This is a genomic window from Micromonospora sp. NPDC050187 (assembly GCF_044459745.1).
Taxonomy (GTDB): Bacteria; Actinomycetota; Actinomycetes; order Mycobacteriales; family Micromonosporaceae; genus Micromonospora.
This window is the reverse complement of sequence record NZ_JBITJH010000007.1, coordinates 265264-288263: the sequence shown is the minus strand read 5'-3', so window position 1 is coordinate 288263 and position 23000 is coordinate 265264. Positions and strand designations below refer to the sequence as shown.

At 72.7% G+C, this 23000-nt stretch carries 13 protein-coding genes and 1 tRNA gene; 5 read left to right on the top strand and 9 right to left on the bottom strand.

Features of this window, described 5'->3' with window-relative positions:
* Positions 1–64: 64 nt before the first annotated feature.
* The 9 genes from ACIBJE_RS14390 to argS form a co-directional block, all read right to left on the bottom strand.
* Positions 65–3508 (bottom strand): phosphodiester glycosidase family protein, encoded by a 3444-nt coding sequence (locus ACIBJE_RS14390; protein WP_396748124.1) that lies wholly within the window; start codon positions 3506–3508, stop codon positions 65–67.
* A gap of 145 nt (positions 3509–3653) precedes the next feature.
* Complete coding sequence (gene rho, locus ACIBJE_RS14385) at positions 3654–5762, bottom strand: transcription termination factor Rho (RefSeq protein WP_396748122.1); 2109 nt, start codon at positions 5760–5762, stop codon at positions 3654–3656.
* 297 nt (positions 5763–6059) lie between these two features.
* Positions 6060–7004 carry a homoserine kinase gene (thrB, locus tag ACIBJE_RS14380; RefSeq protein WP_396748120.1) on the bottom strand — a complete coding sequence of 315 codons (945 nt, stop codon included), beginning with the start codon at positions 7002–7004 and terminating at the stop codon, positions 6060–6062.
* Between the two features lie 53 nt (positions 7005–7057).
* Entirely contained in the window at positions 7058–8302 is a 1245-nt protein-coding gene (locus ACIBJE_RS14375) for an MFS transporter (RefSeq protein ID WP_396748118.1), read from the bottom strand.
* 116 nt (positions 8303–8418) lie between these two features.
* On the bottom strand, positions 8419–11676 hold the full coding sequence (locus ACIBJE_RS14370; RefSeq protein WP_396748116.1) for an efflux RND transporter permease subunit: 3258 nt from the start codon (positions 11674–11676) through the stop codon (positions 8419–8421).
* Between the two features lie 192 nt (positions 11677–11868).
* Positions 11869–12918, bottom strand: coding sequence for a threonine synthase (gene thrC / locus ACIBJE_RS14365; protein ID WP_396748192.1), 1050 nt, complete (start codon positions 12916–12918; stop codon positions 11869–11871).
* Between the two features lie 225 nt (positions 12919–13143).
* The gene (locus ACIBJE_RS14360; RefSeq protein ID WP_396748190.1) at positions 13144–14457 is read right to left on the bottom strand and encodes a homoserine dehydrogenase; all 1314 of its coding nucleotides are present in this window, start codon (positions 14455–14457) and stop codon (positions 13144–13146) included.
* 8 nt (positions 14458–14465) lie between these two features.
* A complete protein-coding gene (gene lysA, locus ACIBJE_RS14355) occupies positions 14466–15851 on the bottom strand; it encodes a diaminopimelate decarboxylase (RefSeq protein ID WP_396748114.1) in 1386 nt (461 codons plus the stop codon).
* Positions 15852–15856: 5 nt separating this feature from the next.
* The gene (gene argS, locus ACIBJE_RS14350) at positions 15857–17521 is read right to left on the bottom strand and encodes an arginine--tRNA ligase (protein ID WP_396748112.1); all 1665 of its coding nucleotides are present in this window, start codon (positions 17519–17521) and stop codon (positions 15857–15859) included.
* Positions 17522–17619: 98 nt separating this feature from the next.
* Between argS and ACIBJE_RS14345 the strand changes: the two genes are divergently transcribed.
* The 5 genes from ACIBJE_RS14345 (at position 17620) to ACIBJE_RS14325 (ending at position 22751) form a co-directional block, all read left to right on the top strand.
* The gene (locus ACIBJE_RS14345; protein ID WP_396748110.1) at positions 17620–18438 is read left to right on the top strand and encodes a DUF3105 domain-containing protein; all 819 of its coding nucleotides are present in this window, start codon (positions 17620–17622) and stop codon (positions 18436–18438) included.
* A gap of 4 nt (positions 18439–18442) precedes the next feature.
* The gene (locus ACIBJE_RS14340; protein WP_396748108.1) at positions 18443–19108 is read left to right on the top strand and encodes a DUF305 domain-containing protein; all 666 of its coding nucleotides are present in this window, start codon (positions 18443–18445) and stop codon (positions 19106–19108) included.
* 226 nt (positions 19109–19334) lie between these two features.
* Positions 19335–20054 (top strand): winged helix-turn-helix domain-containing protein, encoded by a 720-nt coding sequence (locus ACIBJE_RS14335; protein ID WP_396748106.1) that lies wholly within the window; start codon positions 19335–19337, stop codon positions 20052–20054.
* Between the two features lie 200 nt (positions 20055–20254).
* A tRNA-Arg gene (locus ACIBJE_RS14330) sits at positions 20255–20326 on the top strand.
* Positions 20327–20615: 289 nt separating this feature from the next.
* Positions 20616–22751 carry an Hsp70 family protein gene (locus ACIBJE_RS14325; RefSeq protein ID WP_396748104.1) on the top strand — a complete coding sequence of 712 codons (2136 nt, stop codon included), beginning with the start codon at positions 20616–20618 and terminating at the stop codon, positions 22749–22751.
* The last annotated feature ends 249 nt before the right edge of the window (positions 22752–23000 follow it).

Sequence of the window (23000 nt, the reverse complement as noted above, 5' to 3'; positions counted from 1 at the left end):
GTCAGGTGGTTGCAGGGGTCCCCTGCTACGCAAAAAGCGGTAACAGGGGACCCCTGCATGCACCTCAGGCGGCGGGGGCCGCGGTGGAGGCGGCGGCGGTCAGGCGTACGGTCGCCTCGGTCCGGACGCCGTTGACGGTCACCGCGAGCACCACGGAGCCGGCCGGCCGCAGCGCGGTGAGCGCGCCGGTGGCCGGGTCGAAGCGGGCCACGTGCCAGGGCTTGACCTTGCCGTCGCCGACGAGGACGCTCGGCGAGGCCGACCAGTCCGCGCTGACCGGCGCGGCCACCGGCACGGTGCGACCACCCGGCTGCGTGATCGTCGCGGTGACCTTCCCCGGGGTGCCGACCGCGACGGTGTCCGGAGCGGCCAGGGCGATCCGGTCGACGTGCGCCCGGAACTCGGCGGCCACCCAGCGGGGGCCCTCGGCCAGCGGGTCACGGCGGGCCCGTTCGGCCTCCTGCCGGGTCACCGGGTCCACCCCGACCATCGTCCAGCCGGTGAATCCACCCTGGTCGGCGGGGCTGGACGGACCCTTGCCGGCATTGCCGTTGATCAGGAAGGGCACTCCGTCGACCCGGTCGGCGTGGAACGTGCCGACGTGCCCGCCGACGAAGAGCGCGCCCTTGCCGGTGCGGTGCTGGAAGTCGGCCAGCCACTGCTCCACCAGCGCCGCCTCCTTCCGGTCGGTGAGCTGGCTGGCCTTGGCCGGGCCGGGGTCGCGCGGCGGGTGGTGGTGCAGCACGACCACCGAGCCGATCCGGTCGTCACCGGCGGCGGAGTCCAGCGCGGTCCGCAGGGCACGGACCTGGTCGAAGCCGCCGCCGCGCAGGGTCCCGGTGGCGCTGTTCAACGTGACGAAGCGGGTCCCCTCGTGGTCGAAGACCCGCGAGGGCGCACCGAAGACCGCCTCGAAGTTGGCGATCGGGGCACCCATGATCTCGTGGTTGCCCGGCACGTAGTAGTAGGGCAGTTCGCCGCCGAGTTCCTCGTCGAGGATCCGCTTGGCCAGGGCGAAGTCCGCCGGGTAGGCGGTGTCCACGAAGTCCCCGTTGATGACGAGGAAGTCCGGCTTCGCCGCCTTGACCTCGCGCAGCGTCCGGCGGGCCTGGGCGACCAGGTCGCTGTCCGGGTTCGCTGCGACGAACTGGGCGTCGGAGAGGACCGCGAAGCGCCACGGCATCCCGGCCACGGTGCCGTCGCGCAGCACCACCGGGTCGGTCCGGTGCGGCTCGGCCGGTACGTCGACGGTGGGCGACACCTTCGCCACCAGTTCGTCGATGACCACCTCGCTGGTGTACTTCGCGGCGGCGTTGGTCTCGGCCACGTAGAACCGGCGGACCCGCAGCGGGTACTGCACGCCGGCGGGCACGGCGAACTCGACGTACCGCCAGTCGGTCCAGGTGATCAGCGGCCCGCGCAGCACGTGCTGGGTGTCCTGCGCGTCGTGCAGGTGCAGGCTGGGCCACTCCCCCGTGCCGTTGCCCTTGATCCACATGCCGAAGGCCTGCGGCTGCCCGGGCACCTGGATCCAGGTCGGCGGGTCGGCGTACGCGGCCCGGGTGCCGGTGGACTGGCCGAAGTCGTACGACATCTTCAGGCCGGTGCCGGTACGACCGGGCACGGGCGCGACCGAGCCGGTGGCGCGGGCGGCGCTGAACTTCCAGTTCGGGGCGTCGTCGAAGCCGGCGACCGGCACGTCGGTGAGGCCGACGGTCACCGGCACGATGGTGCGCTGCCCGGCGACGGTGACGGTGACCAGGGCGGAGCCGCTGTCCTTCAGGGCGGCGACGGTCAGGTTGCCGTCGGCGGTGGGCGTGATCCGCAGCAGGTCCCGGTCGTAGTCGAGGGACAGGTCGGCGGGCTCGATCGGCGCGGTGTTCCCCTCCGCGTCGTAACCGACCACGCCGAAGGTGCCGGTGCCGCCGGTGGCGTCGAGGCCGACCCGGTCCACGGTGCCGTCGACCCGGGCCAGCGGCCCGAGCACGGTGAGGTCCAGCGTGCCCCGGGCCGCGCCGCGCGAGGCGGTGACGGTGGTCTTACCGGGGCGGGTGGCCCGGAAGACGCCGTCGGCGTCGACCTTGCCCTGGGCCGCCGGGTTGGCCCGCCACTTCGGCGTGCCGGCCGCCGGACCGTACGTCTCGTCGTGGCCGGCGGCGGTGAGCCGGCGGGTCAGGCCGGGGAAGACCCGGTCCGGCCGGCCGCCCCGGACCGGCGCGACGCCGGGCGCGGCGGTGGGGTCGGCGGCGGTCTCCAGCCAGTAGCCGGTGAGCCGGCCGCTGCCCTTGGGCGCGTAGACGGCCAGGCCGTTCGGCACGGCCCGCTCGGTGCCGTCGGAGGGGCTGTTCTCGACCTGGACGGTGGCCGCGCCGGGCTCGCGGGCGAGCAGCGTCGAGGAGCCGCCGCCGTCGAGGTTGAGGGCGTGGTGCGCGCCGAGTTCGGCCATCATCCGGCCCATCTCGGTCTGGGTGACGCCACGGCTGTCGACCTGCCGGCCGTCCACCGTCAACATGATCATCTTGCGCCCGTCGGCAGTGAACCCGACGGAGGTGCGCGGCGCGAGGGAGGTGTCCGCGATCTGCTGCACCACACCGTCGCGGACCAGCACGTTGCCGCCGCCGACGGCGGCGTGCAGGGTGCTGCCGTCGGACGGCTTGGGCCGGTAGGCGACGGTCACCGCGTCGCCCGGCCGCAGGTCGGCGAGGGCGTCCGCCCCGGCGTCCCGGCCGAGCAGGATGGTGGTGCCGGCGGGGATCGGGCCGCTGCCGGCCCGGTCGGTGACGGTGGCGACCCGCCCGTCGACCACGGTGACCTCGGTGACCCGGGTCGCGCCCTCGACCGCCCGACCCCGGTCGTACGAGCCCCAGAGCGCGGTGAAGACGCCGATGCCGCCCGCCTGGACCATGTTGTTGAACTGGGTCAGGGTGACCGGCCCGGACGGCAGGGTGGCGGTGCCGTCGAAGTGCACCTGGATCACCCGGCCGAGCCCTTCGGCGGTGACCGCCACCGCGTTGGTGTGCCCGGCCACCGGCGACTGGACCAGTTCACCGTTACGGATGCCGATCCCCTGCGCGGCACCGGAGTTGTTGATGTCGAAGAAGTCTCCGTTGACCGCGGCGACCGCGCGGGAGGCGTCCGCCGCGCCGCGCAGCGGCTCGGCCCGGCTCACCGCGCCGGAGTTGACGTAGTCGACGCGGAGGCCGCCGGTCAGGTCGGCGGTGAGGGCGTCGGCGCGCAGCCAGCCCTGCTGGTCGTACCGGTCGAAGGAGGTCAGGTCGAGCCCGGGGGCGACCGGGCGGGTGGTCTTCGCGGTCTCCAGGCCGTCGGCGGGCGCCACGCCTGCGGCGGCCAGGGTGGTGACCGTGGTCGGATGGGAGGAGGCACGGGGGACGTCCTCGGCGGCCGTGTCGGCCCCGGGCGGCGCGGCGACGACCGGAGGCGGACCGGCCAGGCCGAGCAACGGCGTCAGCAACAGCACGCCGGCGAGTCGGGCGGATCGGGTACGCATGCGCGTCAGTCAACCCGCGACGAACAGAACTTTCAATACCCAGCCAGCGAACCGTAGGAAAACTTCAGCCGGCGATCTCCCCCTGAGCAGCAGAAAGGGGCGCGACCGCGAACGGCCGTGCCCCTTTCTCGCGTGGTGCGACGGGTTACTCGCCCGGCGTCGACTTGGCGATCTGCATCAGGAACTCGATGTTGGTCCGGGTCTGCTTGAGCTTGTCCAGCAACAGATCCAGCGCCGCCTGCGAGTCCAGCGAGTGCAGGACCTTGCGGAGCTTGCGGTTGATGGCCAACTCCTCCGGCGCGAGCAGGATCTCCTCCTTACGGGTACCGGAGGTGTGGATGTCGATGGCCGGGAAGACCCGCTTGTCGGCGATCTTCCGGTCGAGCTTCAGCTCCGCGTTACCGGTGCCCTTGAACTCCTCGAAGATGACCGTGTCCATCACGGACCCGGTCTCCACCAGGGCGGTGGCGAGGATGGTCAGCGAGCCGCCGTTCTCGATGTTCCGCGCCGCGCCGAGGAACCGCTTCGGCGGGTACAGCGCGGTCGAATCGATACCGCCCGACATGATCCGGCCGCTGGCCGGCGCCGCCAGGTTGTACGACCGGCCGAGCCGGGTCACCGAGTCGAGCAGCACGACCACGTCGTGGCCCAGCTCGACCAGGCGCTTGGCCCGCTCGATCGCCAGCTCGGCGACGGTGGTGTGGTCCTGCGGCGGACGGTCGAAGGTGGCCGCCACGACCTCGCCCTTGACCGAGCGCTGCATGTCGGTGACCTCTTCGGGCCGCTCGTCGATCAGCACCACCATCAGGTGGCACTCCGGGTTGTTCTGGGTGATCGCGTTGGCGATCGCCTGCAACACCATGGTCTTACCGGCCTTGGGCGGCGACATGATCAGCGCCCGCTGACCCTTGCCGATCGGCGTGACCAGGTCGATGACCCGGGTGGTGAGGATGTGCGGCTCGGTCTCCAGCCGCAGCCGCTCCTGCGGGTAGAGCGGGGTGAGCTTGTAGAACTCCGGACGGCGGCGGGCCTCCTCCGGCTCCATGCCGTTGACCGAGTCCAGCCGGACCAGCGGGTTGTACTTGTCCCGCCGCTGCTCGCCGTCACGCGCCGCGCGCACCGCACCGGTGATGGCGTCACCGCGCCGCAGGCCGTACTTCTTGACCTGGGACATCGAAACGTAGACGTCGTTCGGGCCGGCCAGGTAGCCGGTGGTCCGGACGAAGGCGTAGTTGTCCAGCACGTCGATGATGCCGGCCACCGGAACGAGCACGTCGTCCTCGCTGACCTGGGGCTCGCGCCCGCCGCCGCCGTCGCCGACGGCCTCGTTGCGCTCGCCACGGCCCCGACGGCGGTCCCGGAACCGGCTGCGCCGGCCCCGCCGGCCGCCGCCCTCGCCGTCGTCGTCGGTGTCGGTGTCGCGGTCCCGGTCGCCGCGCTGGCTCCGCTCGGCCCGGTCGCCGCGCTCGTTGCGGTCGGCCCGCTCGCCGCGCTCCGTACGCTCGTTACGCTCACCGCGCTCGGCCCGCTCGTTACGCTCGCCACGCTCGGCCCGCTCACCACGCTCGGTCCGCTCGCCGCGCTCGGCACGGTCACCGCGGTCGTTACGCTCGGTCCGCTCGCCGCGGTCGTTACGCTCGGTCCGCTCGCCGCGCTCGGCACGGTCACCGCGGTCGTTACGCTCGGTCCGCTCGCCGCGCTCGGCACGGTCACCGCGGTCGTTACGCTCGGTCCGCTCGCCGCGCTCGGCACGGTCGCCACGCTCCGCGCGCTCGCCGCGCTCGGCCCGGTCCGGACGCTCGGCGGCCCCCGGAGTGACGGCCTCGCGCGGCTCCGCCTCGGTGGTGGCCGGGGCGGCGGCGGCCGTCGCGGCGGCACGCTCGGTGGTGGCAGCGGCCCGGCTGCGCCGGGTCCGCGGCCGGGGTTCGGCCTCGGCCGGGGCGGCGGCCGGCTCCGCGGTCTCCCGGACCTCCTCGCGAACCGGCGCGGCGGCTGCGGCCGCCACCTCGGCGCGCGGCCGGGGGGCCCCGGCGGCGGCCCCGCCCTGCCGCTCGGTGATGGCGCTGATCAGCTCAACCTTGCGCATGCGTGCGGTGCCGGAGATGCCGAGCGACGCGGCCAGGCTCTGCAGCTCCGGCAGCAGCATCGCTGACAGACCGGTCCCGCTCCGCCGACGACGGGCAGGGGCGGCGGCAGCGGTGGCTTCGCCAGCGACGTTGGAAACATCCGACGTCACGTCGGTGGTGTCGCTCAATGGATTCCTTCCCTCGATAGGCCGGGGTCGCCCGGGGTCAAGAGCTCAGGTGGCCGGGCGGCCTCGGTGCACCCGTGTCGCGTGACGCGCCGCGGGAGTCTTTGACACAGCAGCCGGTCGGTTTCCCGACCCACCAACTTCGGTGGGTAGGTCTCGCCGTCTGCGGCGACCTGCGGAAACTGCGGTACGGCGTGGGCCTAGGCAGGGGTGAGACGGGCTGACCGCCGATAGCTTCGGGGGTGCGCCGACCCGCAGGAAGATCGCATGCTTCGCGGCTGTGCTAAGTCTAGAGCGTAATCAACTCATACGACCTGCGGCAACAGGGTCCCGCTCGGCGTGTCCCAGTCTACCCCGACTGACCTGGGCACCGCTGCTGTCCACTGGTAACCGCCAGGAGTGCCATCCTGTTCCCGGCTCGAAGTCCGCTCCGGGATCGGTCAACGCCAGCACCGTCGGCCCCGCCCCACTGACCACCGCCGCCACACCGGCCTCCCGCAACGCGGTGACCAGCGCGTACGTCGCCGGCATCCCCTCGGCGCGGTAGTGCTGGTGCAGGCGGTCCTCGGTCGCCGGCAGCAGCAGCGACGGCTCTGCGGTCAGCGCGTGCACCAGCAGCGCGGCCCGGCCGGCGGTCAGCGCGGCGTCCGCGTGCGGCACCGAGGCCGGCAACGCCGCCCGCGCCGTGGCGGTCAGCCCCCGCTCGTCCGGCACGAACACCGTGGGGCTCACCCCGGCCGCCGGGGCGAGCGAGACCGCCCGCGCGCCGGTCGGCTCGGTCCAGGCCACGGTGAAGCCGCCGAGCAGGCAGGGCGCCACGTTGTCCGGGTGGCCCTCGATGTCGGCGGCCAGTCGCAGCGCCCCGGCGTCGTCCAGGCGTTCCACCCCGTCGGCCACCAGCGCGCGGGCGAGCAGCACCCCGGCGACGATCGCCGCCGAGGAGGAGCCCAGCCCCCGGGCCTGCGGGATCCGGTTGACGCACTCAACGGCCAGTCCGGCGGGTTGGCCGCCGAGAGCGTCGAAGGCGACGCGCATGGCGCGCACCACCAGGTGCCGCTCGTCGTCGGGCAGCTCACCGGCACCCTGGCCGGTGACCGCCACCCGGACACCGCCGGTGGTCACCTCGGCGGCGACGTCGTCGTGGAGACCGAGCGCGAGGCCGAGCGCGTCGAAGCCCGGCCCCAGGTTGGCGCTGGTCGCGGGGACCCGGACCCGGACGGAACCGGAGACGAATTTCGGGGACACGGCTAGATGCTAGAAGCACGACCTGTCGGGTGGGGGGCCGGGACGGCCCCGGTTCACCGGGACGTGACCGGATCCACCGCCGGGGCCTGCTCGGTCAGCGAGAGCCCCCGGGTGGCGATCCGCCAGCCGATCGCGTACACGACGGTGGTCAACCCGCAGCCGGCCAGCACGATCCGCTCGTCGACGTTGTCGATCAGGGCGGCCACCACCAGTTGACTGACCGAGATGGCCAACGTCGCCAGCATCATGTCGGTGGCGAAGACCCGCCCGCGCAGCCGGTCCGGCACCTCGCCCTGGAGCGCGAAGTTCGACATCACCCAGTTGCTGCCCCCGGCGAAGTGCGCCACGAAGACCAGCACCAGGACCAGCGGGAACCAGCCGGTCAGCGAGACGCCGATGTAGGAGAGTCCGTAGGCGGACATGGACAGCGCCAGGCCGGTCAGCAGCCAGCGGCGGTTGGTCAGCACCCGGCGCATCAGGAACGGGCCGACCAGTGCCCCCGCGCCCCGGAGGGCGAAGAGCAGGCCCGTGCCGACCGCACCCACCCCGTACAGGCCGGCCAGCAGCGGGAAGACGGTCAGCACCCCGTTGCCGAGGCCGACCGCCGATTTCACGGTGACCAGGGCGAGCACCCGGGGGCGGTGGGCGATGTAGGCCAGCGCCTCGCGGATCGCCGCCCAGGTCCGCTGGGCCGGTTCGGCGTGGTCACGGGGCGCCTGCAACGGCCGGCGGATCAGCGCGGTCAGGCCGGCGGCGAGCGCCAGGGCGACCGCCGCGACCCAGAAGCAGACGTACGGGCCGAAGGCCGCGCTGAGCAGGCCACCCAGGGACGCCCCGACCACGGTCATCGTGCCCCACGCGGAGCCGGCGACGGCGTTGCCGGCGGCCAGCTCGTCCGGGTCGAGGACGTTCGGCAGGGCGGCCTGCGCGGCGGGCGAGTAGAACGCCTTCGCCACCGCGATCACCGAGATCGCCAGCATGGCGAGCCAGGCCGTGGCGGAGGTGCGGACGGCGAGCAGGAGCAGCGCGCCGACCAGGGCGGCGCCGTTCGCCGCCATGAGGATCCGCCGACGGTCGAACCGGTCGGCGATGGTGCCGGTGTACGGCAGCAGCAGCGCCACGACCCCGGTGTCGACGGCGAGCACCAGCGCGCCCCACACCCCGCTGCCGGTCAGCTCCGGCAGGAGCACCAGTAGGGGCACCATGACGAACCAGTCCGCGCCGAAGACCACCAGCTCGGCGAGGAAGAGGATGCGGAAGTTGCGGTTCCGGCTGAGGACGGAGAGGGTCGACGCCACGTACCCACACGCTACCCGCCACGACCGACGTCGGTGGGGCACCGGTCGCCGGCCTGGTCACCGCCCCCCACGGGTGTCCCCGGTACGGCCGGTGGGCCGTACCGGGGACACCGGGATCACTCCTGCGGGGGCAGCGGGGAATGCCGACTCTTCGGCAGGCGCAGCACCTCGAACTGGTCCGTGCCGTCGACCAGCGCCGGCGAGGGCGTCGGGCGGGCCGGGGCGTCCCCGGACGCGGCCGACGCGGGACCGGCGGCGACCGTGGCCGGCTCGGGCGCGGTGGCCTCCGCCGGCTCCTCGCCGGCCGGGGCGGTGCCGTCGCCGGCCGCCCGCCGGGCCTGCTTCCGTTCCTTGCGGCCCTCCACCATGGTGTAGAGCGTCGGCACCAGCACCAGCGTGAGCAGGGTCGAGCTGAGCAGGCCACCGATCACCACGATGGCCAGCGGCTGGGAGATGAAGCCGCCCTCACCGGTGAGGCCGAGCGCCATCGGCAGCAGCGCGAAGATGGTCGCCACCGCGGTCATCAGAATCGGACGCAGCCGGCGCCGGCCGCCCTCGACGACCGCCTCCCGGACGCTCATCCCCTGCTCCCGGTACTGGTTGATCAGATCCAGCAGGACGATCGCGTTGGTGACCACGATGCCGACCAGCATCAGCACGCCGATCAGCGCCGGCACGCCCATCGGGGTGCCGGTGAGCAGCAGCAGTCCGATCGCGCCGGTCGCCGCGAACGGGATCGACACCAGCAGGATCAGCGGCTGCACCAGGCTGCGGAACGTCGCCACCATGATCAGAAAGACGATCGCGATCGCGGCCAGCACGGCCAGCCCGAGGTCGGCGAAGGCCTCCGCCTGGTCCGCGCTGACCCCGCCGATGGTCAGGGTCGCCCCCGGCACGTCGATCCCGTCCAGCTTCTGCTGCAACTCGGCGGTGGTCGCGCCGAGGTTGGAGCCGGTCGCCGTACCGGTGACCGTGACGCTGCGCTCGCCGTCGATCCGGGTGACCTGCTGCGGCCCCTCGACCTGCTCGATGTCGGCGATGGCGTCCAGGGTGACCGCGCCGACCCGGAGCTGACGGAGCTGCTCCACGGAGGTCGGCGGGGCCGCGGCGAAGCGGAGCACCACGTCACGCTGTCCACTGCCGAGGTTCACCCGGCCCACCGGGCTGCCCCGGAACGTCTGCCCGACGAGCTGGCCGACCGCCGCCTCGGTCAGACCGGCCCGCGCGGCGGCGACCCGGTCCACGGTGACGTCGATCCGGGGCACCCGCTCGGCCAGGCTGGACGAGACGTCCTCGACGCCGTCCAGCTCGGCCATGGCCTTCCGGGCCTCCTCGGCGGCGCGGGCGAGCACCTCCGGGTCGCTGGCCTGGACGACCACCGCGAGCTGGTTGGCCGAGGTGCCGCCCTGGGCGGCGCCGAAGCTGATCTCACCGGCGCTCTCGCCGAGCGCGTCGAACTCCCGGCGCAGGTCCTCCCGGAGCTGCTCGGTGTCGGTGTCCCCGCCGAGCGCGACGACGTAGCTGGCGGTGCTGTTGCCGCCACCGCCCTCCCAGGGCAGGCCGCCACCGCCGATGGTGACCTGGTACGTCTCGACGCCCTCGGTCCGCTCCAGCACCGCCTCGACCTTGCGGGCCGCCTCGTCGGTGCCGGCCAGCCCCGTGCCCACGGGCAGCTTCTGGCTGATGTTCAGGGTGTCCTGGCCGGAGTCGTCGATGAAGTTGGTCTCCAGCCGGGTGGCCAGCCCGAAGGTGCCCAGGAGCACCACCAGGCCGATCGCCACCGTGGCCCACCGCCGACGGGTGGCGAACCCGATCACCGGCAGGTACGCCCGCTGGAGCGGGTTGCGCAGTTCCTTCTCCTCGGCCTCGCGGCGGACCGCCTCGACGTCGACCGAGTCGCCGGCCGGCTTGAGGAACCAGTACGCCAGCACCGGGATGACCGTCAGCGAGACCAGCAGCGAGGCGAGCAGCGCCACCGTCACGGTGATCGCGAACGGCGCGAAGAGCTGCCCGACGAAACCGCCGACCAGGGCGATCGGGGCGAACACCGCGACGGTGGTGAGGGTCGAGGCGGTCACCGCGCCGGCCACCTCGCGTACGGCGGTGAGGATCGCCTGGCGTTTCGGCTCGCCGTACTCCAGGTGGCGTTTGATGTTCTCCAGCACCACGATCGAGTCGTCCACCACCCGGCCGACCGCGATGGTCAACGCGCCGAGGGTGAGCAGGTTGAGCGAGTAGTCCCCGCTCCAGAGCGCCAGCAGGGCCACCAGCACCGACAGCGGGATGGAGACCGAGGTGACCAGGGTGGAGCGGACGGAGACCAGGAAGACCAGGATGACGATGACCGCCATGACCAGGCCGAGCAGGCCCTCGGTGGTCAGGCTCTCGATCGACTTCTCGACGAAGGGCGCCTGGTCGAAGACGATGGTCAGCTCGGCGCCGGAGGCCTCCTCCAGGTCGGCGAGGCGGTCCCGGATCTCGTGGGAGATCTCCACCGCGTTGCCGTCCGGTGTGGCGGTGACCGCGATGCCGAGGCTGTCCCGGCCGTTGGTGCGGGTGACCGACGTGGGGGGCGCGAGCTGCTCGGTGACCGTGGCCACGTCGGCGAGGCGGACCGGTGCCGCACCCCGGGCGGCCGGGGCGAGCACGATGTTACGCAGATCGTCGACGGTGGCCAGCGGGGTGCCGACCTGGACGGTCAGCGACCGTCCACCCTCGACCACCGCACCGGCCGGCATGGTGACCCCGTTGGTCTGCAACGCGGTGCCGATCGCGGTGGGCTGGAGGCGTGCGGCGGCCAGTTTGGCCGGGTCCGGCGTGATCACCAGCAGCTCGTCGCGGGTGCCGGTCAGGTCGACCGTACGGACCCCCTCGACCGCCTTCAGTTCGGGCAGCACCGCGCTCTCCAGCTTGCCGGCGAGGGCACGCGGGTCGTCCCCGCCGGAGGCGGCGATCACGACGGCGGGCAGGTCGTCCGTGCTGCCGGCGAGCACCTGCGGCTCGACGTCCGCGGGGAGCTGGCCCTGGATGCGGTTGACCGCGGTCTGCATCTTGTTGACCATGTCGTCCACGTCCGAGCCGAACTCGTACTGCACGACGACGGTGGCGGCGCCCTCACGGGAGGTCGAGGTGATCTCCTCAACCCCCGGGATGCCCTGGAGACTGTTCTCGATCGGTTCGGTGACCTGGGACTCGACCACCTCCGGACCGGCGCCGGGATAGGTCGCGACCACGAAGGCGGCCGGGAACTCCAGCGACGGTAGGAGTTGCTGCTTGAGCGACGGAACGGCGAACAACCCGAACGCCGTGGTCACCACCGCGATGAGGGCGACCAGCCCTCGGTTGGCGAGGCTCAATCTGGCGAGCAGCGACATCGGCGTGGCTCACTCCTGGAGTATGGGTTGGCTCGGTACGGCTAGTCTGCCCGACCGAGGTAACGCTCCCACCTCCGGGGTCACCGCACGGAAACCGCCTGTGACCAGCTCTTTTCCAGGGTTTTTCCATCCCGGGCCGCCAAGATCTCCACCCCGGGGACGACGAATTCCCGCCCCGGAGTGGAGGACGGGTCAGGCCAGGTCGAGGGAGCGGGCCGCAGCGAGCGGATCGTTGGCGATGGTGATCGGGGCGGGTGCGGTGGAGATCGCCCACTCCGGGTCCTTCAGGCCGTGCCCGGTGACCGTGCAGACCACCGTGGAGCCGGCCGGCACCCGGCCCGCCGCCGCCTGCTGGAGCAGCCCCGCCACGCTGGCCGCGCTGCCCAGCTCGACGAAGACCCCGACCTCCCGGGCGAGCAGCCGGTACGCGCTGAGGATCTCCCGGTCGGAGACCGCGGCGATCAGCCCGCCCGAGTCGTCCCGGGCGTCGACCGCCTTCGTCCAGCTCGCCGGGTTGCCGATCCGGATCGCGGTGGCGATGGTGGACGGCTCGTGCACCACCTGCCCGCTGACGATCGGGGCTGCGCCGGCGGCCTGGAAGCCGTACATCTTCGGGGCGCGGGTGGTGGTGCCGGCAGCCAGCTCCTCGGAGTAGCCCATCCAGTAGGCCGAGATGTTGCCGGCGTTGCCCACCGGCAGGCAGTGGATGTCCGGGGCGTCACCGAGGGCCTCGACGATCTCGAAGGCGGCGGTCTTCTGCCCGTGCAGCCGGTCGGGGTTGACCGAGTTGACCAGCGCGACCGGGTAGTCCTGGGCGAGCTTGGCGGCGAGCGACAGGCAGTCGTCGAAGTTGCCCTGCACCTGGAGCAGCTTGGCGCCGTGCACCAGCGCCTGGGCCAGCTTGCCCAGGGCGATCTTGCCCTGTGGCACCAGCACGGCGCAGGTCAGCCCGGCGCGGGCCGCGTACGCCGCGGCGGAGGCGCTGGTGTTGCCGGTGGAGGCGCAGATGATCGCCTTGTTGCCCGCCTCGATCGCCTTGGAGACGGCGAGGGTCATCCCCCGGTCCTTGAACGAGCCGGTCGGGTTGGCCCCCTCCACCTTGAGGTGGACGTCACAGCCGAGCCGGCTGGAGAGCACCGGTGCGGGCAGCAACGGCGTGTTGCCCTCGTGCAGGGTGACGACGGGCGTGGCGTCGGTGACCGGCAGTCGTTCCCGGTACTCCTCGATCAGACCCCGCCACATATCGCTCTCCTCGTGTTCCGCGTCGACCCGCCGGACCAGCCCAGCGTGGACCAGTCTCCCGGCCAGCGGGAGGGCGGACCCGGGAATAACCACCTGACGGGACGGGACGAGCCCGGCTCGCCTACCGGTGGTGGCCGCCCGCCCGCAGCCGGCCGGGACGGCGCGGTCCGGACGTCGGCGGCACGTCCACGCACACCACCGTCACGTCCGCCGGCCGGTGGTCGTTCACTCGCCGCCCTCGACCCGCAGCACGCTGGCGATAGAGCGGACCGCGTCCAGCCCGCGCAGGTCCTCGACGGTGGCGGCGAGCGCGGCGTCCGGGGCGGTGTGCGTCACGATCACCAGCACCGCGTCCGCGCCCCGTCCGGCGGGCTCGGTGCCGGCCGGCGCCTGCCGGACCGTCGCGATCGACACGTCGTGCCGGGCGAAGACGCCGGCCACGGCGGCCAGCACGCCCGGCTTGTCCGCCACGTCCAGGCTGACGTGGTACCGGGTGAGCGCCTCCCCCATCGGCCGCACCGCCAGGTCGGCGTAGGCGGACTCGCTGGGCGCGCGTACCCCGGCGAGCCGGTTGCGGCAGACCGCCACCACGTCGCCGAGGACGGCGCTCGCGGTGGCCGCCCCGCCGGCTCCCCGGCCGTAGAACATCAGCGGCCCAGCCGCCTCCGCCTCGACGAAGACCGCGTTGTACGCGTCGCCGACGCTGGCCAACGGGTGGCCCAGCGGGATCATCGCCGGGTGCACCCGGACGCTGACCGACTCCCGGCCGGCCGCGTCGGTGCCCCGGGCCGCGATGCAGAGCAGCTTGATCGTGCAGCCCATCGCCTTGGCGCTGGCCACGTCGGCGGCGGTGACCTCGGTGATGCCCTCCCGGTGCACGTCGGCCGCGCCGACCCGGGTGTGGAAGGCCAGCGAGGCCAGGATCGCGGCCTTCGCCGCCGCGTCGAAGCCCTCCACGTCGGCGGTCGGGTCGGCCTCGGCGTACCCGAGTTCGGTCGCCTCCTCCAGCGCCTCGGCGAAACCGGCGCCGGTGGCGTCCATCGCGGAGAGGATGAAGTTGGTGGTGCCGTTGACGATGCCGGTGACCCGGTTTATCCGGTCGCCGTGCAGCGACTCGCGCAGCGGGCGCAGCAGCGGGATGGCCCCCGCCACGGCGGCCTCGTAGTAGAGGTCCGCGCCGCCGTCGGCCGCCGCGTCGTGCAGCGCCGCGCCGTCCTCGGCGAGCAGCGCCTTGTTGGCGGTGACCACGCTCTTGCCGGCCCGCAGGGCGTCGACCAGCCAGCCCCGGGCCGGCTCGATGCCGCCGACCACCTCGACCACCACGTCGACGTCCTCGGACTTGACCAGCCCGACCGCGTCGGTGGTGAAGAGTTCCGGGGCCACCGGCAGGTCGCCCCGGTCCCGGCCGAGCCGGCGGACGGCGATCCCGGCGATCTCCAGCGGCGCGCCGATCCGGGCGGCGAGGTCGGCCGACTGCTCGTGCAGCAGCCGGACCACCTCGCTACCGACGGTGCCGCAGCCGAGTATCGCCAAGCGCAGGGGTGAGGTCATCCGACATCCAATGCGAGCAGGTCCGCTTCCGTCTCCCGCCGGACGATCAGCCGGGCGCGGCCGTCACGCACGGCCACGACCGGCGGCCGGGGCACGTGGTTGTAGTTGCTGGCCATGCTCCGGCAGTAGGCACCGGTGCCGGGCACCGCGACAAGATCTCCGGGCTGCACGTCGGCGGGCAGGAATTCATCCTTCACCACGATGTCCCCGGACTCACAATGCTTTCCCACCACGCGGGCGAGCAGGGGTTCTGCGGTCGAGGCCCGGGAGGCCACCGTCGCCGAGTACGAGGCGTCGTAGAGGGCGGTCCGGATGTTGTCGCTCATCCCGCCGTCCACGCTGACGTACGTGCGGATCCCGTCCACGTCCTTCACCGTGCCCACCTCGTAGAGGGTGAACACCGCCGGGCCGACGATCGCCCGGCCCGGCTCGATCGACAGGTGCGGCACGGCCAGCCGCTGCACCAGGCACTCCGCCTCGACGATCCGGCGCAGCCGCTTGGCCAGCTCGGGCGGGCCGGCCGGGTCGTCCTGGGTGGTGTACGCGATACCGAAGCCGCCGCCGAGGTCCAGCTCGGGCAGCTCCACGCCCCGGGCGTCGCGGATCTGCGCCTGAAGCCCGAGCACCCGGCGGGCGGAGACCTCGAAGCCGTCGGTGTCGAAGATCTGCGAGCCGATGTGCGAGTGCAGGCCGCGCAGCTCCAGCACGTCCTCGTCGAGGATCCGCAGGGCCGCCGTGGCGGCGGCCCCGCCCGCGAGGGAGAAGCCGAACTTCTGGTCCTCGTGGGCGGTGGCGATGAACTCGTGGGTGTGCGCCTCCACGCCGACGGTGACCCGGACCAGCACCCGGGGCCGGACCCCACGTTCCCGGGCCAGGGCGGTGAGCCGGTCGATCTCGTCGAACGAATCGAGGATGATCCGGCCCACCCCGGCGTCCAGCGCCCGGGTGAGCTCGGACACGGACTTGTTGTTGCCGTGGAAGCCGATCCGCTCCGCCGGCATGCCGGCGGCCAGCGCGACCGCCAGTTCACCACCGGTGCAGACGTCGAGGAACATGCCCTCCTCGGCGATCATCCGGACCACCGCGCGGCAGAGGAACGCCTTCCCCGCGTAGTAGACGTCCTCGTCCGCGAAGGCGGAGCGGAAGTCGCGGCAGCGCGACCGGAGATCGTCCTCGTCGAGGACGTACACCGGGGTGCCGTATTCGGCCGCGACCGTCCGGACGTCCAGGCCCGCGACGGTGAGCGCGCCGTCCGCGCCGCGCGCCACGTTGCGCGGCCAGAGCTGCGGCACCAGGGCGTTGACGTCGGCCGGGGGACGCAGCCACGCCGGCCCCCGGCTGCCGATGTCGCCGTGCAGCGCACCGGCCTCGTGTGCCCGCATGTGCCTTACATCCTCTCCGGGGCGGAGACGCCGAGCAGGTGCAGGCCGTTGGCGATCACCGTGCGGGTGGCGTCGTTGAGCCAGAGCCGGGCCCGGTGCAGGTCGGTGACCTCCTCGTCACCGCGCGGCAGGATCCGGCAGAGGTCGTAGAACCGGTGGTACGCCCCGGAGAGGTCCTCCAGGTAGCGGGCGACCCGGTGCGGCTCGCGCAGCTCGGCGGCGGTGGCCACCACGGCGGGGAAGGCGGCGAGCGCCTTGAGCAGCTCGTTCTCCTTCTCGTGGTCGAGCAGCTCGGGGCGGAACGCCTCGGCGTCGCCCCGGGTGAGCCCCACCTCGGCGGCGTTGCGGCCGACACTGGCCGTCCGGGCGGCGACGTACTGCACGTAGTAGACCGGGTTGTCGCGGGTGGCGCGGGTCCACAGCTCCACGTCGATGTCGATCGGCGAGTCGGAGGAGTAACGGGCCAGCGCGTAGCGGGCCGCGTCCACGCCGATCGCGTCGACCAGGTCCTCCAGACGGACCACGGTGCCGGCCCGCTTGCTCATCCGCACCGGCACGCCGTCCCGGACCAGGTTCACCAGCTGGCCGATGAGGATCTCCAGGTTGCGGGCCGGGTCGTCGCCGAAGCAGGCGGCCATCGCCTTCATCCGGCCGATGTAGCCATGGTGGTCGGCACCGAGCATGATCACGACCCGCTCGAAGCCGCGCTCCCGCTTGTCGAGGTAGTACGCGCAGTCGGCGGCGAAGTACGTCCACTCGCCGTTGGACTTGCGCAGCACCCGGTCCTTGTCGTCGCCGAAGTCGGTGGTGCGCAGCCAGACGGCGCCCTCGGTCTCGTAGATATGACCCTGCTCACGCAGCCGGTTCAGGGCCTGGTCCAGCCCGCCCCGGTCGTGCAGCGACTTCTCGTTGAAGTAGGTGTCGAACTCCACCCCGAAGTCGCGCAGCGACGACTTGATCTCGGCGAACATCAGCTCGACGCCCTCGACCCGGAAGACCTCCTGGGCCGCCGCGTCGTCCAGGCCGAGCGTGTCCGGCCGCCGGGTGAGCACCTCGGCGGCGATCTCGGCGATGTACGCCCCGCCGTAGCCGTCCTCCGGGGCCGGCTCGCCCTTCGCGGCGGCGAGCAGCGACCGGGCGAAGCGGTCGATCTGGGAGCCGGCGTCGTTGAAGTAGTACTCGGTGCCGACGCCGGCCCCGGTGGCGCGCAGCAGTCGGGCCAGCGCGTCGCCGACCGCCGCCCACCGGACCCCGCCGATGTGCACCGGGCCGGTCGGGTTGGCCGAGACGAACTCCAGGTTGATCCGCTCACCGGCGAGCCGGTCGCTGCGGCCGTACTCCGGACCGGCCTGGACGATCGACCGGGCAAGCACCCCGGCGGCGGCGGCGTCGAGCCGGATGTTCAGGAAGCCCGGGCCGGCGATCTCCACCGACTTGATCCCCGGGGCCCGGCCGAGCTGCTCGGCGAGGGCGGCGGCGAGCTCCCGCGGCGGCTGCCCGACCTTCTTGGCGAGCTGGAGCGCCAGGGTGGAGGCGTAGTCGCCGTGCTCCGGGTTTCGGGGTCGTTCCACCGCCGTCCGCTCGGGCAGAGCGGAACGGTCGAGCCCGCGGTCGGTGAAGACGGCGTGGGCAGCGGATAGGACGACCTCGGCGAGTTCTGCGGGAGTCACCGATCCATGTTATCGGGGGTAGACTCGGTCACTCGTGGGCGACCCTGCACGTCATCGGCCCGCCACTTTCCCCTGACCGACCGACCTGACGAGGCACCATGAGCATCAGCACCCCGGGCGGCGACCAGCGCCGTCCGTCCGTGGTCAGCACCGGCAAGAAGCCGGCCGCCGGCAGGCCCGCGTCCGGCGGCAAGACGGCCGGCGCGAAAGCGGCCGGTGGGAAGCCCGGCGCCGCCCGTCCGGGAGGGGGCGGCAAGGGCCCCCGGAAGCCGATCACCCCGGTGAAGGTCAGCCAGGGGCGCTCGTGGGGTCCGATCGCGCTCTTCGTCGCGGTCGGCGTGCTGGCCGCCGCGATCATCGGTTACGGCGGCTGGGCCGCCTTCAAGGGCTCCAAGCCGTGGGAGGAGCGGGCCGCCGCCATCGACGGCATCAGCAACTTCCGGGAGAGCGACCCGGAGCTGGTCAAGGCGGGCAACCACCAGACCGGCTCCATCCAGTACACGGTCCTCCCGCCGGTCGCCGGCCCGCACAACGCCGCCTGGCAGAACTGCCAGGGTGACGTCTACGACGCGCAGATCTCCAACGAGCACGCGGTGCACAGCCTGGAGCACGGCGCGATCTGGATCACCTACCGCCCCGACCTGCCGGCCGCCCAGGTCGAGAAGCTGGCCGAGCGGGTGCGCGGCCAGGAGAAGATGATGCTCAGCCCGTTCCAGGGGCTCGACAAGCCGATCTCCCTCCAGGCGTGGGGCTTCCAGCTCAAGGTCGACAACGCCGACGACAGCCGGATCGACGAGTTCATCAAGACGCTGCGGATCAACGCCTCGGTCGAGGGCCCGAACGCCAACTGCGGACAGGGCGTCACCGCGACCGGCACCGCTCCGCGCGACCTCGGCGACCCGATGACTCAGGGCTGAGCCGATGACCACCGCCACCACCACGGAGAACACGACCCCGCCCGCCGGTGACGGCGGCCGGGGGGCGGCCCCGGCGCGGCGCTGGGGCACCGTCGCACTCGCCGTCGCCGTCGTGCTCGGGCTCCTCCTCGGGTACACCGGCGGCCTGCTCACCCCTGAGGTCACCCGGCCCGGCGACACGTCGGCGGAGGCCGGTTTCGCCCGGGACATGACCACCCACCACGCCCAGGCCGTGGAGATGGGCCTGATCGCGTTCGACCAGGGCACCGACCCCGAGGTACGCCAGATCGGCGGCGACATCGCCACCGCCCAGCAGGGCGAGATCGGCGCGATGCAGACCTGGCTGCGCTCCTGGGGCCTCGACCCGACCGGCTCCGAGCCGCGGATGTCCTGGGTCCCGGACGGCGGCGACATGGTGCGTGACGGGCTGATGCCCGGCATGGCCAGCCCGGAGGACATGGCCCGGCTGCGCGCCGCCCAGGGCCGGGACCTGGACATCCTCTTCCTGGACCTGATGATCAAGCACCACATCGGTGGGGTGCACATGATCGACGCGGTGCTGAAGGTCACCGACGAACCCGACGTCGTCCGCAGCGCCCGCACCATGAAGAACACCCAGCAGAAGGACCTGACCAACCTGCAGAACGCGCTGGCGCGGCTGCGCGGCTGAGCCGCCCCGTCCACGCTCCGACGATCGCCGTCCCGCCTGGCGGGGCGGCGATCGTCGTTCCGGGGCGAGAAGCACCGCCGTGGGGTGGGCATCCGGTCGACGCGCCCCGTTACCGTCCGGCCTCCGACACCACCCCGACCGCGAACCTTTTGTCCGATTCGGTTGGTTCAAGGTTTTTCTACCCACATATCGTGACCAGTTGTGATTCGGGGTCGTTGCGCAAGACGTGGGGGTTGCACTCAGAGACGCACGACGCTCGGTCACCAGCTGGTGCCGGCGCCACACCATCGGCGGTGACGGGACGGTGGCAGCCGTCCGTCGCGGACAGCGGTCGGGCGAGCCGGGAACGCTCAGCCGCGAACAGGAACTCGACCTGATCGACGCCCTGCGGGGCGTCCACCCCGACGAGTTCGGCCTGGACGAGGAGCTGTGGACACGACAGAGCCTCACCGGTCTCATCCAGCGCCGCTACGACCCGTCCATGGACACCGGGGCGGTCGGGGCGTACCTGCGGGCGTGGGGGCTGGGCCCCCGGGAACCGAGGGAACGGGCCTGTGGGCTCTGCGTCGGCGCGGTGGAGCACTGGGTCCGCACCGAGTACCCGGCGATCGCCCGGGCCGCCCAGGAGCACCTGGCGGAGGTCTACTGGCTCGGCCGGGTCCGCCTGCGCGGCACCATGCCGGCGGCGGACGTGGTCTCTGCGGTCTCCTCCCGGGGACGGGTCCGCTTCATGATCACCACGCCGTCGGTGGACCCGCCGCTCCCCCGGGACTTCGTGCTCCGGCTCAGCGGCGCGGAGGAGCGGACCGTGCACGTGATCATGGACGGCTCCTGGCCGAGGAACGAGTGGCCCCGTCGGCTGCCCCGACGGATCGTGCTGCACCCGCTGCCGAGCTGCGGACGCGCCGCGGCCACCCGGCCCGGTCGTCTCGGGCCGGCGGCCTGACCGGTCCCGGCCACCGGGCGGGAAACCGCCAGCTCCTACCGGCGGGAGCGCCCTCGACACGGGCGGCGGCGGCCGGCGCAGACCGCCGGGACACCGCGTTTCACCAGGTACGACGTGACGACACACCGGCCAGCGAACGGATCGCCCGATACCGATTCGGCGGTTCCGGGGAGCGTTTGCTACTCTTTCCCGGTCGCTGAGCCCCCGTAGCTCAGGGGATAGAGCACCGCCCTCCGGAGGCGGGGGCGCAGGTTCGAATCCTGCCGGGGGCACCTCACACAACTGCGCGACGCCATCAGAGACGCTGGTTGTCGCCAATGGCAACACCGCATAAACTGCGACAGCAACGACCACGAGCCCAACCGGGCCGTGGTCGTTGCAGTTCGCGGGGCACCAGGATCCGGTGGGCGGCGGTGGGCGTCGTCGCCAACGGCAACGGCTGCCGGGCCGACGATCTTGTGATCCCCAGAGACAGCGACGTATCGTGGTGGCGCTGTTGCGGCCGACTATGACGTGTGCGTGGTAGCGGGCTCGGCGAGGGGGACCCTGAGTATGTACAGCGTGGGTATCGACCTGGGCACCAGCTTTACCGCCGCTGCTGTCGCCTCCGCCGGGACCGTGAACATGGTGCCGCTGGCCGGGCAGGCACTCGTCACCCCGTCCGTCGCCTTCCTCGACGAGAAGGGCACGCTGCTGACCGGTGAGGCGGCCGACCGCCTCGGTCTCCAGGACCCCGGCCGGTCGACGCGGGAGTTCAAGCGCCGCCTCGGTGATCCCACCCCGGTGATCCTGGACGGGGCGCCGTACTCCCCCACCGCCCTGATGGCCAGTCTGCTCCGTTCCGTGGTGGACACCGTCGGTCAGGCCCAGGGCGGCCCGCCCGAGCGGATCGTGCTGACCCACCCGGCGGTGTGGGGCCCGTACCGCCGCGAACAGTTCGCCGCCATCCCGCACCTGGCCGGTCTGTCCCGCCCGGAGGACGAGCCGGGGTCCGGATCGGACGGCCCAACCGTCATCACCACCACGGAACCGGTCGCCGCTGCCACGTACTACTGCTCCACCCAGCCACTTCCCCCGGACGGCCTGCTGGCGGTCTACGACCTTGGTGGAGGCACATTCGACAGTGCGGTGGTCCGCAACGGCCGGGACGGACTGGAGATCATCGGCACCCCCGAGGGCATCGAGTGGCTCGGCGGCGCCGACTTCGACCAGGCGCTCGTGGACCACGTCGACCGTCAACTGGACGGAGCGGTCACCGCGCTGGACCCGACCGATCCCGGCACCACGTCCGTCCTGGCCGCTGTCCAGCGCAACTGCATGCTCGCGAAGGAGGCACTGTCCAGCCACGACAAGGCCGAGATCCGGGTGCCGCTACCCGAATCGGTCCGGCACGTGACCGTGACCCGGGAAGCGTTCGAGCAGATGATCACGCCGCCCGTGGAAACCACCATCGAGACGTTCCGGCGGACCCTGACCGCCGCCGGCATCACCCTGCAGGACCTCACCGCCGTGCTTCTGGTCGGCGGATCGTCCCAGATCCCCCTGGTCAACCGGATGCTGCGGGACACCCTGCGGCGACCGATCATGATCAATACCCATCCGAAGCACGCGGTCGCCCTGGGTGCCGCGATGCTCAGCGCCGCTCCCCGCCCGGCGGCACGGGCCATCCCGGCACCCCGGCGGCCCGAGCCCGCCGCGCCGCCGGCCGCGCTGGCCGTCGCGGCGCCGGCCCGGACCGAGGCTCCACCCGCGACAGTCGGCCGTGACAGCGACGCGCCCGCAGCCGCAGCACCCAGAACCGCGGCCGCATTCGCAGCCGCAGCCACGGCCGTACTGACGCCCAAGGGCAGGCGTAGCGCGAAGCATCGGGCGCAGCCGCCAGCCCCGCCAGCCAAGTCGGTCACGCCGGTCAGCCCGGTCAGCGGTCCCCCCGGGCCCAAACCCCCGGCGGACGTGCCGCCCCCGCCGTGGCGACGGTGGTCACGACTCGCGATCACGCGCGTCGTCGTCGCGCTGGTCGCGGTCTTCAGCCTGGTGGGCGCGGTGATCGTGTTCGGGACCGACACCCCGACCGACCCGCCGAGATCACCCAGCGCGACGTCGATCGCCACCGTTCCGAGCAGCCCGCCGCCGGCACCGACGCCGAACTCGACCCCGAGGGCCACCACCACCCCGAGCAGCACCCCACGGCCGTCCAGCCCACCCGCCCGGTCCGCCACCCCGAGCACGCAGCCCACCCGGACGGTGCTCGCGCTCACGGACGTCCAGGTGGGCAAGCCGTCGAAGCTGTCCAAGGTTCGCCCGGCAGTGGTCGGTGCCAAGCACTTCGTCGACCGGGGGTTCACCATCGCCAGCCTTCCCGGCCTGCTCGCCGGTGGAGTGCTGATCCCCGGTGCCAGCAACGACAAGCAGATGACCTCGCCGGCGGACTATCTGGTCTTCGATGTCAAGCACAACGCCACCGTGTACGTCGCCATGGATAGTCGCGGCGCACCGGATGTGGACAACTGGTGGCCGGCGTGGTTGGGCCAGCAGGGTTTCGCGCGCACCGGCATGACCATCAAGTCCACCGACAAGGACCAGCCCGGCTTCGTCGTGTTCGCCAAGCAGGTGCCGGCAGGACGCGTCACGCTCGGACCGAACGGATCGACGACAGTGTATTCGACCGGTTACATCACCCTCCTGACCGCCCGCTGACGATGGTTCGGCGAGCTCGGTCGACAGCCGCAACGGCAGGTCCGCCCCGCCAGAGCGGCGCGGGCGACCTCCGTGCGGATGGCCTCAGCGGGCGGCGCGGACGCGAGTGCGCTTCAGGGCTGGTCCGGTTCAGGGCTTGCGGGCGGCTGGTCGCTCGCGCAGGGCCAGCGCGCACAGCACGCCTGTGATCAGGGGCCGCAGGCATGTCCGCTCTGATCCACTACGCTGGTGGAGCTATCACACGAGAAC